Annotated in this window: 9 protein-coding genes; 4 read left to right on the plus strand and 5 right to left on the minus strand. The window is 59.2% G+C overall.

The window, feature by feature from the left end; all coding sequences use genetic code 11:
* The first annotated feature begins 21 nt into the window (after window positions 1-21).
* From BN77_RS10455 to BN77_RS10465, 3 genes are all read left to right on the plus strand, one after another.
* Window positions 22-2,226: an RNA degradosome polyphosphate kinase gene (locus BN77_RS10455; RefSeq protein ID WP_007531416.1), complete on the plus strand. Its 2,205-nt coding sequence runs from the start codon at window positions 22-24 to the stop codon at window positions 2,224-2,226.
* A 12-nt stretch (window positions 2,227-2,238) separates the two neighbouring features.
* Window positions 2,239-3,762 carry an exopolyphosphatase gene (gene ppx / locus BN77_RS10460; protein WP_007531418.1) on the plus strand — a complete coding sequence of 508 codons (1,524 nt, stop codon included), beginning with the start codon at window positions 2,239-2,241 and terminating at the stop codon, window positions 3,760-3,762.
* A 72-nt stretch (window positions 3,763-3,834) separates the two neighbouring features.
* Complete coding sequence (locus tag BN77_RS10465; protein WP_007531420.1) at window positions 3,835-4,806, plus strand: DMT family transporter; 972 nt, start codon at window positions 3,835-3,837, stop codon at window positions 4,804-4,806.
* 106 nt (window positions 4,807-4,912) lie between these two features.
* Here the strand turns inward: BN77_RS10465 and BN77_RS10470 are convergent, their stop codons facing one another.
* The 4 genes from BN77_RS10470 to BN77_RS10485 form a co-directional block, all read right to left on the minus strand.
* Window positions 4,913-6,271: an esterase-like activity of phytase family protein gene (locus BN77_RS10470; RefSeq protein WP_040677020.1), complete on the minus strand. Its 1,359-nt coding sequence runs from the start codon at window positions 6,269-6,271 to the stop codon at window positions 4,913-4,915.
* A 45-nt stretch (window positions 6,272-6,316) separates the two neighbouring features.
* Complete coding sequence (locus tag BN77_RS10475; protein ID WP_007531426.1) at window positions 6,317-7,384, minus strand: adenylate/guanylate cyclase domain-containing protein; 1,068 nt, start codon at window positions 7,382-7,384, stop codon at window positions 6,317-6,319.
* Between the two features lie 145 nt (window positions 7,385-7,529).
* On the minus strand, window positions 7,530-8,675 hold the full coding sequence (gene rnd, locus BN77_RS10480; RefSeq protein ID WP_007531428.1) for a ribonuclease D: 1,146 nt from the start codon (window positions 8,673-8,675) through the stop codon (window positions 7,530-7,532).
* Between the two features lie 83 nt (window positions 8,676-8,758).
* Window positions 8,759-10,147, minus strand: coding sequence for a multicopper oxidase family protein (locus BN77_RS10485; RefSeq protein WP_007531430.1), 1,389 nt, complete (start codon window positions 10,145-10,147; stop codon window positions 8,759-8,761).
* Window positions 10,148-10,407: 260 nt separating this feature from the next.
* Here BN77_RS10485 and aspS point away from each other — a divergent pair, with 260 nt between their 5' ends.
* A complete protein-coding gene (gene aspS, locus BN77_RS10490) occupies window positions 10,408-12,198 on the plus strand; it encodes an aspartate--tRNA ligase (protein WP_007531432.1) in 1,791 nt (596 codons plus the stop codon).
* A 144-nt stretch (window positions 12,199-12,342) separates the two neighbouring features.
* Here aspS and BN77_RS10495 read toward each other — a convergent pair whose 3' ends face one another.
* Window positions 12,343-13,530 carry a YdgA family protein gene (locus BN77_RS10495; protein WP_007531434.1) on the minus strand — a complete coding sequence of 396 codons (1,188 nt, stop codon included), beginning with the start codon at window positions 13,528-13,530 and terminating at the stop codon, window positions 12,343-12,345.
* Window positions 13,531-13,756: the final 226 nt, after the last annotated feature.

The following is a 13,756-nucleotide window of genomic DNA, read 5'->3' on the forward strand; positions in this document are numbered from 1 at the left end:
ATGAAACGGGACAATCAGACCATGGATAGCGCAGTCGCGGAGCATCACGAAACTACTCCGGAAACCACTGAGACTGTGCCATCGCTTGAAGAGTTGCTCGCCAGTCCCGAGCGCTTCATCAATCGCGAATTCTCCTGGTTGCAATTCAATCGGCGTGTTCTCGAGGAGACGCTGAACACCGAGCATCCGCTGCTTGAGCGCGTCCGCTTCCTCTCGATCTCGGCCGCAAACCTCGATGAATTCTTTATGGTCCGCGTTGCCGGTCTTGAGGGGCAGGTGCGCCAGAATATCGTTGTGCGCGCGCCCGACGGAAAGACGCCCGCCGAACAACTCGACGCAATCCTTCAGGAAATCGACAATCTGCAGATGGAGCAACAGGCTTCGCTTGCCGTCCTTCAGCAGTATCTCGCCAAGGAAGATATCCTCATCGTGCGTCCTGGAGCCCTTAGCGAATCCGATCGCGCGTGGCTCGCGGCGGAATTTGAGCAGGCGATCTTCCCTGTGTTGACGCCGCTGTCGATCGATCCGGCGCATCCGTTCCCCTTTATTCCGAACCTCGGCTTCTCGATCGGCCTGCAGCTCGTCAGCAAGAACGGCCGCGAGCCGATGACGGCGCTGCTGCGCCTGCCGCCGGCGCTCGACCGCTTCGTTCGTCTACCGGATGATAGGAACACGATCCGCTACATCACCCTTGAAGACGTGACCAACATCTTCATCCACAGGCTCTATCCCGGTTACGAGGTGCAGGGGTCGGGTACGTTCCGAATCATCCGCGACAGCGATATCGAAGTCGAGGAAGAAGCCGAAGATCTCGTGCGCTTCTTCGAAACCGCGCTGAAGCGGCGGCGCCGCGGGTCAGTGATCCGCATCGAGACCGATTCAGAGATGCCAGCGTCGTTGCGCCAGTTTGTCGTGCAGGCGCTCAGTGTTCCGGAAAACCGGGTTGCGGTTCTGCCGGGACTTCTCGCGCTAAATACGCTGTCCGAGATAACCAAGGCGCCGCGCGAAGACCTTCGCTTTCAGCCTTACAATGCGCGATTTCCCGAACGGGTCCGAGAGCACGCCGGCGACTGCTTCGCTGCCATTCGCGAAAAGGATATGGTGGTTCACCATCCTTACGAGTCTTTCGATGTGGTCGTCCAGTTTCTGCTCCAGGCTGCGCGCGATCCCGACGTTCTGGCGATAAAGCAGACGCTCTACCGCACCTCGAATGACAGCCCGATTGTCCGTGCCCTGATCGACGCAGCTGAATCGGGCAAGTCGGTTACAGCTCTAGTGGAACTGAAGGCTCGCTTCGATGAAGAGGCGAATATTCGCTGGGCACGTGATCTGGAGCGCGCCGGCGTACAGGTTGTTTTTGGCTTCATAGAGTTGAAGACTCATGCCAAGATGTCGCTTGTTGTCCGCCGCGAAGAGGGCAAGCTACGCAGCTACTGCCATCTCGGCACCGGCAACTATCATCCGGTCACCGCGAAGATCTATACCGACCTGTCGTTCTTCACCTGCAATCCGGTGGTCGCCCACGACATGGCGAATATCTTCAACTTCATCACCGGCTATGGCGAGCCGGAAGAGAGCATGAAACTCGCGGTTTCTCCCTACACGCTGCGCTCGCGCATCGTTCGCCACATCGAAGAGGAGATAAAGCATGCCAAGAACGGCGCGCCAGCGGCGATCTGGATGAAGATGAATTCGCTCGTCGACCCCGAGATCATCGACGCGCTCTATACGGCAAGCCGCGCGGGCGTCGAGATCGATCTCGTCATCCGTGGCATCTGCTGCCTCCGCCCGCAGGTGCCGGGCCTGTCCGACAATATCCGTGTGAAGTCGATCGTCGGTCGCTTCCTGGAACACAGCCGTATCTTCTGCTTCGGCAATGGTCACGGGCTGCCGTCCGACAAGGCTTTGGTCTATATAGGCTCGGCCGATATGATGCCGCGCAACCTCGATCGACGGGTCGAAACGTTGGTTCCGCTGACCAACCCGACGGTCCACGAGCAGGTTCTCTCACAGATTATGCTCGGCAATATCATTGACAATCAGCAAAGCTACGAGATATTGCCCGACGGGACGTCCAGGCGCATGGAGGTGCGCAAGGGCGAGGAGCCGTTCAACGCGCAGCAGTATTTCATGACCAACCCCAGCCTGTCCGGCCGTGGCGAAGCCTTGAAATCCAGTGCGCCCAAGCTGATCGCCGGCCTGCTTTCCGGCCGAAACAACAAGTAATATTGGACCTGCATGGTTGAATCAGAAGCCCAGGGGCGCCTTCCAGGGATTGCCCCGGTCTCCGTTGTCGATATCGGGTCGAACTCGATCCGCGTGGTCATCTATGAAGGTTTGTCCCGTTCGCCGACTATACTTTTCAATGAAAAGGTGTTGTGCGGCCTCGGTCGAGGAATCGCGCTGACCGGCAAGATGGATGAGGCGAGTGTTGAACGCGCGCTGGCCGCCTTGCATCGGTTCAAAGCTTTGTCCGATCAGGCACGCGCCGCCACCATGTACGTTCTGGCGACGGCGGCCGCACGTGAGGCATCCAACGGCCCCGATTTTATCCATAAGGCCGAAACCATTCTTCAGCGCAAGGTCCGCGTTCTCTCCGGTGAAGAAGAGGCGAAGTTTTCCGCCCTCGGCATTGTCAGCGGTTTCTACGATCCGGACGGTATTGCGGGCGATCTGGGCGGTGGTTCGCTCGAACTGATCGACATCAAGGGCAAGGAAATCGGCAAGGGGATCACCTTGCCGCTCGGCGGCCTTCGCCTTTCGGAATATGCCGGCGGCTCGATGGAGAAGGCTAGAACCTTCGCGCGCAAGCATGTGAGAACAAGTGCCAAGCTGCTGGCGAAGGGTGCCGGGCGGACCTTTTATGCCGTCGGGGGCACCTGGCGAAACATTGCAAAGCTGCACATGGAATTGACGCAGTATCCGCTGCACATGATGCAGGGCTACGAGGTCTCGCTCGAGGCGATGATGCAGTTCCTCGATCAAGTGGAGATTGCCAGGGACTCGAAGGACCCTGCCTGGATGGCCGTCTCAAAGCATCGCCGCGCGTTGCTGCCGTTCGGCGCGGTCGCCATGAAGGAAGTCCTGAGCGCGATGAAGCCCTTTGTGATCTCGTTCTCGGGACAGGGCGTTCGAGAAGGCTACCTCTATTCGTTGCTTTCCGAGAGCGAGCGCCGCAGCGATCCGCTGCTTGCGGCTGCTGGCGAACTCGCCATACTGCGCGCGCGCTCGCCCGAACATGCGCGAGAACTGGCCGACTGGACTGGCCGCATGATGCCCTACTTCGGCATTACCGAGACGGAGGAGGAGGCGCGTTATCGTCAGGCTGCCTGTCTGCTTGCCGACATCAGTTGGCGTGCGCATCCTGACTACCGCGGCCTGCAGGCGCTGAACATCATCGCCCACTCATCTTTCGTCGGCATCAGTCACCCAGGTCGTGCCTTCATCGCGCTGACGAACTACTATCGGTTCGAAGGGCCGTATGACGACGGTGCGACCAGTCCTCTCGCCGCGATCGCCACGCCGCGATTTGTCGAGCGCGCCAAGCTGCTCGGCGGCTTGCTGCGTGTGGTCTACCTCTTCTCGGCATCTATGCCCGGCGTCGTTCGCAATCTCACCTTCCAGAAATCCCCCAAACCTGATCTCGATTTGGAGTTCGTGGTTCCCGCGGAATATCGTGACTTTGCCGGCGAGCGCCTCGAAGGTCGGCTGCAACAACTTGCCAAGCTGACCAACCACCGTTTGGCCTTCCGTTTCGAATAGGGTTCATCTCCTCATAAGGGCGAGCGCCGTCTTCATCTGTGCAGCCCATGAGAACTATGGCATAACTAGGCCATGGCGATACATGGCTTGGTGATCCACCGCGACACGGTCGGGACGGAGCAGGCGGCGGGCAATTCGCTTGCCGCCGCCTATGCCGTGGGGCTTCTCTGCTGGCTGCTGTCGGCCGGGGTTTATATCGCCGCCAAATGGGTCTCTCCAGAGATGCCGCCGTGGGCGCTCTGCTTTTGGCGGGTGCTGATCGCCTGGGCAATTCTGATGCCGATCGTACACCGGCATTTTAGCGACATGGTCGCACTGGTACGGGCGCGCCCCCTCGAACTTCTTGCCATCGGCGGCATGGGATTGGCGGTCTGCCAGGGAATGATTTTCGTCGGACTTGAACATGCCGACGCCACCACCGCCGGCATCATCATCGCCCTCATCCCGATCATCACCATGATCCTTGCCCGCGTGATGCTGGCTGAGCCGATGGGAGGCTGGCAAGTGATCGGATCGATCCTGGCCTTTCTCGGGATCGTGGTCATTATCGTCAAGGGCAGCCCGGCCGCGCTGATGCGTCTCGACCTCAATCCCGGTGAACTGTGGATCGTCGCAGGCGCATTCTGTTTCAGCCTCTATACCGTCCTGCTTCGGCGAGCCAAATTCGATATGAACCGTCTTGCGCTTCTGGTGTTGCTCCTCGGTGCGGCGGTGTTGACGGCGCTGCCTTTCTATCTCTTCGAGCTTGTCTCTGACGAACGCTCTACGCTCACTAGCAGCGGCCTTCTCGCGCTCGCCTATATCGCGATCCCCGGCGGGGCGGTTATGTATTACCTCTTCAACCGCAGCATCGAGGCTCTCGGCGCAGCCCGGGCGGGCGTCCTCCTCTATATCCAGACAATCTTTATCGCCGTGCTCGCCTATCTGATCCTCGGCGAGCAACTGCAACGCTATCACCTGGAAGGAGCGGCACTCATCATCGCCGGTCTGCTCCTCATCATCTTGCTGAAACCGAAGACGATGGCTGAGGCGGCAAAAGCCTGAGGGGCGCTCGAGTGCAGCTCGACGAATCAAACTCACGAATGCGTTGACACATGGCGCAGAAAGCCCCGCTCCTGCGAACGGGGCCCTCTTTTGTGGAAGCGCAGACTTACTTCGCGTTCAGCAGTTCGCCGACTTCGAGCAAGCTGAACTCGTTGTTGTCGGCCTTGTCGAGTGTGCGCCCGGCCGAGAAGGGCAGGTTATTGTCGTTGCCGACGACGATATGGGTGGCATCAACGCGGTCGACGTTCTCGATGGTCACGAACGGCATATCGTAGACGCCGTTCTTGCTGCCGGCCCTTTTTTTATTGTCCGGGTCCTTGATGTTCAGGAGGTCGATGTAGCCGATCTTGCGGACAGCTTTGCCGACATTGGCATCGTTGAACTCGATCTTGTAGATTCGCTTCAGTTCAGCCGGCGCCTCGAAGCAATCGGGCTTCGGCTGTTTGGGATCGGCGCAGGCCTTGTCCTTCGTGCCGGCGCCGTTGTCGCGTTCAATAACGAGCGCGGTCGTGCCGTCGAGCATATTGAAGTCACCGATCGAAACGCCTTTATCCTCGAACGGATAGAACCAGGTACGGCCGGTCCAGGCCTTTGAAGCTGTATCGAATTCGATGACGCGGATCGCGGTATGACCGTCGACCGATTCCATCTTGCCGTCGTCTTGATACAGTGCGCCTTCGAGCAGCCCATAGAGCTTGCTGCCGTCCCTAGACATGGCAAGTCCTTCGAAACCACCCGAGCGCTTCAGGTTGAAGACCGGCATCTTGGCGGTCGGGTTTGCCGGAACGGAAAGCGTCGGATTGTCGGGGGACATGACCGGCCTGCCGTCGACCGTGGTCGAGATCACGTCGGTCAGGCGGCCATCGGTGTCGAATTTGAGCAGGTAGGGACCGAATTCCTCGCCGATCCAGAAACCATCGGCGACAGGCTGTACGGATTCGATGTCGAAGTCAGCACCTGTCAGATACCGCGTTTCAGCGCCTTCGAGCACGATCGGGAAGGGTGCCTTCTTGTCGGGGTCGGAAAGGAACAGGTTTTTGACGACGTCGACCTTACCGGTCTGCCAATCGAATTTTACCTGGTGCAGGAAGAGCATCGCATCGCTGGAATTGGCCTTGGAGCCGAAGCCGTTGTCGGAGAGCGTCCAGAAGGTGCCGTCCGGCATCGTCTTGATGCCCGAGAAGCCTTGAATCGGCTGCCCGTCGAATGGCAGCTTGAGGTCAGTGACGCGAGCGCCGTCCTTGCCAGGAACGCTGCCAAGCGCTTCGGCGCGCTTGCGGTCGGTGGTGGTGAACTTGCCCGAATGCTTGAGGAACTCAGGCGAGTTGGACGGGGCCGCGACGAGCGTGTTGGCTGGCAGAATGGCCTGGCCCGCAAGCTTGACTGGAAATTCCTGCTGGTCGGCTGCGGCCGAACCGACGATCAAAAGCAGAAATGAAACAGAAGCAAGAAGAGAATTTTTCATCGAAACCCCCAAGGATTGGAATGCGGGTCTCGATTAGCAAGGCTTTCATGTCGGCGCGTTGACGCTTGCGTGAAGCTTTGGTGACGCCACCCGGTTGTCCGCCTTGACGAGCGCGATGACGCCGAGGCTCTGGCCGCGGCCCTTGACGGCGTGGCTCCCCAGATCCTGTGCCGAGACCGTCTCCGGCAACTTAATCCGCTGCGCCAGGTCGGATGAAATCAGGACCGATCGGTTCAAACTCTTGCAGAGCGATTCAAGGCGGGATGTAGTGTTCACGGTGTCGCCGAAGTAGGTGATCTTGTGATGGTCGACGCCTATTTCAGCCGTAATAACGCTACCACCGTGCAAAGCGGCGCGCAGGCGGGGAACCTGGCCGTATGTCTTCAGCCAGTTCTCGGCGTCCGCCTCTATCGCGCTGACGATCTCGAAGATGCAGTTCACGCATCGTGCGAACTTGATCCCGCGCTCTAACGGCCAACTGATGATCGCGGCATCTCCGACATAGTCATCGATGGTGCCTTTGTATTTCCGCACCGGCTCAGCGAAGGCGGCAAAGAGCGAGCTCAGCATCTGCTGAGCCCGAAGGTCGCCGTGTTTTTCTGCAAAGGAGGTCGAATCCACCAGATCAATAAACAGGAAGACGCGCTCCTCGCTGATCGGCTTCCGGTAACGGCTGAAAAGCATGCTGAGGAAGATGTCGCGGCCCAAAAGTTCGCGGATGCGTAGTACGAAGATGATAAGCGCACACACGGCGAGAGCGTAAAGAAAGGTGTCGAATGGAAGGATAACGGCGTCGATCCATCTGTCTGGGCGAAAGGTTCCGAGCCACCACATCAGGAGGCCAGCAACCGCAAATCCTGCGCTCATCAGTATTTCGTAGACGAAGATCTCAGCGAGGAAGAACGTTACCGTCGGCAACGCCTGCATGCGCCGATAGAGGCCGCGTAGGATCACTTTGCGCTCGAAGGCGATGATCGGCATGCCGATGAACAGGGCAAAGGTCGCACCGACGAAGGGGTGGCCGCCGTAGAAGCGCATGTCATAGAGAACGCCGCTCGCGGCTATGACAAGCGCGATCAACAGCCAGTTCTGGACGGGAGATATTTCCCTCATGTAGTCCTTTTCGTGGTGCCCCGTCCGTCGGGGATACCTCGGGCATATAGGAAACGTAAGGCGCTTCCGAAAGGCGCTGTATCGGTTTTCCTCGGATCGAATCGATCTGGAGATGACTATGTGCGCAAAAAGTCCCTTGACGGCGCTAGAGCGCCACCGTCTCGACCTTCTTGCCAACGAAACGAAGAGCGACCTGGCCCTGGATGAGTTGCAGCGCTGGCTCGCCGAAAAGCTCCCGCCGCCAGCCGTGCAGCGCCGCGACCTCGGCCCTCTCACCTTCCGCCGCGATTCTGTCGAGATCCTCGCTGTTGGCGATGACCTTCGGTGCGACGCCGTGTTTTTCCGAGATCAGCTTCAGCAAGACCTTCAGCAGCTCCGCGGCAGCGGCAGCGCCTTCCGGCGGCTGCGTCTGTCGTGGGGCATGTGGCATCTCGGCCTTTGGCAAGGCGAGTGCGGCATTGACGGCTTCGACGACGGCGATACCGGCTGCCGACCGCTCCCAGCCCTTGGGGATGGTTCGCAGGCGACCGAGCGCTTCGGCGTCTTTCGGCTGCTGCTGAGCGATCTCGTAGATCGCATCATCTTTCAGCACGCGCGAGCGCGGCACGTTGCGGGAGCGGGCCTCCCGCTCGCGCCAGGCGGCCACAAATTTAAGAATGGCGAGCTCCTGTGGCTTGCGCAGTCGCATTTTCAGCCGCTGCCAGGCATCATCAGGATGCATGTCGTACGTGTCGCGGGCCTCAAGGATATCCATTTCCTCCCGAAGCCAGGACGAGCGGCCTTCGCGCGCGAGTTCGGCCTTGAGGTAGAGGTAGACGTCCCGCAGATGCGTCACGTCGGCAAGGGCGTAGTCCAGCTGCTTTTCCGAAAGCGGCCGGCGGCTCCAGTCGGTGAAGCGCGACGATTTATCAATCTGAACACCCTTGGTGCGACTGACGAGCTGATCGTAGGAGACGGAGTCTCCGAAGCCGCAAACCATCGCGGCGACTTGCGTGTCGAAAATCGGATGCGGGATGAGACCGCCGCGGTTGTAGATGATCTCGATATCCTGGCGCGCGGCATGGAAGACTTTGAGCACGGCAGGATTGGCCATCAGTTCGAAGAACGGCTTCAGGTCGAGACCCTTCGCCAACGGATCGACCAGCACTTCCGTCGTCGGACTTGCCATCTGGATCAAGCAAAGTTCCGGCCAGAACGTGGTCTCTCGGAGAAACTCGGTGTCGATGGTAATGAATTCTGACTTGGCCAGCTCTTTGCAGGCCGCCTCCAAATCGGCGGTTGTTTCGATCATCTCAATTCATTCGCAGGATAAACATAGTTGAACCTTCCTTCTCCTTTCGGCCGGATATGTCAACTAGAACCCGTAAAGAGCCATCAAACAACTCTGACATAACTGGTCATGCCAGTCTTTTGGTGCTCGATGATGTGGCAATGCAGCACCCAGTCGCCTGGATTGTCGGCCACGAAGGCGAGTTGCACCTTTTCGTCGGGCTGGACGAGATAGGTATCGCCGACAAGTGGCCTGACCTCCCGACTCGATGACGAGAGTACGGTGAAACTCATGCCGTGCAGATGGATGGGATGCGCGTGTGGCGTTACATTCTCAAGCTGCAGGATATAACTCTTGCCAAGCTTCAGCTCCGCTAGCGGCGCGGTCGGATCCGCCGTGTCGCCCGGCCACGGTACCTTGTTGATGGCCCAGAAGCTGTAGCCGAGTGTACCGCAGATGCTGTCGGAAGGAGCACTTTCGGCGGTGGCGCTGAGGATGAGCGGAATCTTCTGTGCCGAAGAAAGATCAGGCTTGGCGACCGGGTTTTCGCCAAGCGCCGCAAGGTCGCCGACATTGCGCTTCAACGATGTCCCGACAGCTCTAAGTTTGGCGACCGTTTTCGGTGTTGTGCCCCTGATGTCCTCGAGCGTGGCAATGGCACCCTCGCTGTCCGGCATCCGCACAGCGAGATCGAGGCGCTGGCCAGGGCCGATCAGCAGCAGATCGAGCTGAAAACGTGTCGGTACGGGATTCCCGTCGATTGCAATGACCGTCGCCTCGGCACCTTCCATCTTCAGCGAGAAGATTCGGGTGACATCGGTCACGGCAATGCGGAGCCGGATGAGGCCGCCAGCTGGCGCATCATATTGCGGCTCCTGGTGCCAATTGGCAGTCCTGACCGTTCCGTATGTACCTGTCTTCGCCGCGTCCCGCGGCCTGAAAGGCGCAATGAACTGGCCGTCGCCGCCGAGGCGCCAATCACGCAGATTGAGCACCACCTCGGCGTCGAATGTCGGATCATCAGGATCCTCGACCACGAGGACGCCCGTCATTCCATGACCCATCTGCGTCAGCGTGTTGCAGTGCGGATGGTACCAGAAGGTGCCCGCGTCCGGTGGCGTGAAGGCATAATCGAAGCTGTCGCCGGTATAAACGTAGGGCTGCGTTATGAAGGGCACGCCATCCATCTTGTTGGCGATTCTCAAACCGTGCCAGTGGATCGTGGTCGGCTCGTCGAGCGTGTTCGTTAGTCGAGCCGCGTAGGGTTTGCCCTTGGTCATCCGGAGCACGGGGGGCATGCCATCGCCCCAAGTCATGATGTCTTTCGTGACGCCGGCATCGGTAATATTGGCCGTGGTCTTCACCGCTTTCAAAACCTGCGCCTCCGGCGCTGCTTCCGCCAGCCCGAACTTTCCAGCGATCCCGATCCCGACGCCATAAGCGCCTGCCACAGCCGAGGCTTTCAGGAGATTACGGCGAGTAAGAAGGGGCATGCCAAGACTCCGCGCGAACGTTATGGCTCCTCTTTAAAGTTGACCGCAGACTTCAGCAATACGGTACAAGGTTGCCAAACTGCCGCATGGCTTTTGCCGATGACACGGTTGCATGCTTGCCACAAAGCCTTCGCAACGCGCGCTAACCCTTGACAAATCAGACCGTCCATGCGCTTTTCCGCCCGATTTTCTTGTCGGTGCGGGAGAGCCATCAGAGCCCCTTGCTGCCGTCTTTAAGCCAGATACCGGGAATTGAGATTATGCATCGCTATCGCAGCCACACATGTGCAGCCCTCCGCAAGTCGGATGTCGGCGCCAATGTCCGGATTTCCGGCTGGGTCCATCGTGTTCGTGACCATGGCGGCGTTCTGTTCATCGATCTGCGCGACCATTACGGCATCACCCAGGTCGTTGCAGATCCGGATTCGCCCGCTTTCAAGCAAGCCGAACTGGTTCGCGGCGAGTGGGTCATCCGCATCGACGGCCTCGTGAAGGCTCGCACGCAAGACACTGTCAACAAGAACATGGCGACCGGCGAAATCGAGCTCTACGCCCAGGAGATCGAAGTTCTCTCCGCTGCCAAGGAACTGCCTTTGCCTGTTTTCGGCGAGCCGGATTACCCGGAAGACGTGCGCCTGAAGTATCGCTTCCTCGATCTCCGCCGCGAGACGTTGCACAAGAATATAGTCAAGCGCACGCAGGTTATCTCGGCCATGCGCCGCGAAATGACCAATGTCGGCTTTACCGAATATACGACGCCGATCTTGACGGCCTCCTCGCCCGAAGGTGCGCGTGACTTCCTCGTCCCGTCACGTATCCATCCCGGCACCTTCTATGCGCTGCCGCAGGCGCCACAGCAGTACAAGCAGCTGCTGATGGTCGCCGGCTTCGATCGCTACTTCCAGATCGCGCCGTGCTTCCGCGACGAAGACCCGCGGGCCGACCGTCTGCCGGGTGAATTCTACCAGCTCGACCTCGAAATGAGCTTCGTCACCCAAGAAGACATCTGGAACACCATCGGCCCGATGATGAGCTCGATCTTCGAGGAATTCGCCGAAGGCAAGCCGGTCACCAAGGAATGGCCGCGTATCCCTTACGACGAGGCGATCCGCAAGTACGGCTCCGACAAACCGGATCTGCGCAACCCGATCGTCATGGAAGCCGTCACCGATCACTTCGCCGGCTCCGGATTCAAGGTTTTCGCAGGCATGATCGCCTCCAACCCGAAGGTCGAGATTTGGGCAATCCCGGCCAAGACCGGCGGTTCGCGCGCATTCTGCGACCGCATGAACGCCTGGGCCCAGAGCCAGGGTCAGCCGGGCCTCGGCTACATCTTCTGGAAAGAAGAAGACGGCAAGATCGGCGGCTCCGGTCCGCTCGCCAAGAATATCGGCGAGGAGCGAACCGAGGCGATCCGCACGCAGCTCGGGCTTGACGTTGGCGATGCCTGCTTCTTCGTCGCCGGCGAGCCGTCCAAGTTCTATAAGTTCGCAGGCGAAGCCCGTAACCGCGCTGCCGATGAACTGAATCTCATCGACCGCGACCGCTTCGAGCTGTGCTGGATCGTCGACTTCCCGTTCTTCGAATACAACGAAGAAGAAAAGAAGATCGACTTCGCCCACAACCCGTTCTCGATGCCGCAGGGCGGCCTCGACGCGCTGACGAACCAGGATCCGCTAACGATCAAGGCTTACCAGTACGACGCGGTCTGCAACGGCTTCGAAATTGCTTCCGGCTCGATCCGTAACCAGTCGCCGGAAACGATGGTTGCTGCCTTCGAAAAGGTTGGACTGAGCCAGCAGGACGTGGAAGATCGCTTTGGCGGCCTCTACCGCGCCTTCCAGTATGGCGCCCCTCCGCACGGCGGCGCGGCCTTCGGTATTGACCGCATCGTCATGCTGCTCGTAGGCGCCAAGAACCTGCGCGAGATCTCGCTGTTCCCGATGAACCAGCAGGCACAAGACCTGCTGATGGGTGCACCGACCCCGGCAACGCCGACGCAACTGCGCGAGCTGGCGATCCGCCCGATCCCGCCGGTCAAGAAGGACTGAACAATCAGCTTGCACAAGAAAAGCCGGCGATCGATTTCGCCGGCTTTTTGCCTCTCGGATGGCTGCTCAGATCAGGCGCCGCTTCCAAACATAGAGAAACCCGGTGGCTCGCGCGCCGGGTTTCCAATACTCAAGCTTGGCACATCAATCGTTGGCCGAAACCTTCACGCCAAGCACCTGCGGCAACGTATTCGGTGCCCCCATCGCCGCGCCCATGATCATCGGGAATGGAACAGGTTTTGCCGGAGCGGCGGCAAGTGTCAGGCTCTTCGGGTTGTCGAGGAAAGTATTGACCGCCGCCGATATTGCGTTCTGCAACTCCGGAATGTTGAGCTGTGCGAGCATGATCGGCGTCATCGCCTTCAGCGAGTCCGCCATCTGCTGGCCGGAGATGTTCTGCTGGCTGCCGGCGTAATCGAGCGCGCGCTTGGTGATGGACGCGTCATCGAAGCGGATTTGGGCGCTTTCGAACGACAGCTGCTGCATAAGTCCGAGCATCGAAAGGCCGAGGGCCTGCTGGGCTTCTTCCTTGTTCTGATTGGCTTCAGCCTGCTTGGCCGCGTCCTGCAGCGACTTCATGAAGGACATCGTGTAGCCCGAGATTTTGAAGGCGAGGTTCAGCTTGCCGACGTTATTGAAATCGAACGCGAATTCGGAAATGTCGATGGTGCCGGGCGTCAGCTCCCAGGCACCCTTCATCGTGATGTCGCCTTGGATGTGCTGGAGTGCGAGCTTGTCGATCGCTTCCTTGCTCTGCGCGTCGCTTGCCTTGCTGAGGTCGGCCTTTAGGCCCTTGAAGGCACCATCGAAATCGAAGCCGGACTCGTCTTCGCGAAGTGTCAGGTTCATGTCGCTTTCGGCAAGCGAGAATAGCTCGGCGCCGTTCTGGACGACCTTCACCGGGCCGCTGTGGGCGTTCTCGTAGAGCAACATAGAGTTAAGCCCTTCGCCCTTCGGATCGGCAGGGATCGAAATGCCGCTCAGAGTCAGGTCGGTTGCTGTGAACGTGGCGCCTTCGTTCGTGGCGCTGATGTTCGGGAAGGACGCCTCCTCGACATAGTAGCCACCGTCTTCGTCTTCCTCGACACCCTTCATCGTGATGTCACCGATCGACACCGCTTCGCCGCTGTTGGTCTTGAAGCTCGCTTTCTTCAGCGTCACGCTCGTGCCGTCGACATCGACGCCATCGGCAATGATCGTGCCGCCTTGCTGGCTATAAGCGGCATTGATCTTCGTCAGCAGATCCTGGCCATCGAGGGCGAAGGCCGAGCCGGCGAGAGAAAGAAAAGCAGCGCCCGAAAGCATCAGCCGTGTCGTCCGGTAAAGAGTCATCTGGGGTCCCTTGGTGGTGGTGCGTAGAGGCGGCCCTGTTCTTAGCCGATCTACTGCGGTTCGATCGCGGTTTATATTTGTGGATTTCTAAATTTGTGTTGAAGGGAAAATGAAAGAACGACCAAATTCGGGCAAAGCGGCTACTGTCATTCTTTTCTCGCCGCTCAAAGACTTCATCCACAGTCCGAATGCCTGGATTCCTTGCTCAAATGGGACATCTCGGCTA

The sequence above is a fragment of the Rhizobium mesoamericanum STM3625 genome, assembly GCF_000312665.1.
Lineage (GTDB): Bacteria > Pseudomonadota > Alphaproteobacteria > Rhizobiales > Rhizobiaceae > Rhizobium > Rhizobium mesoamericanum.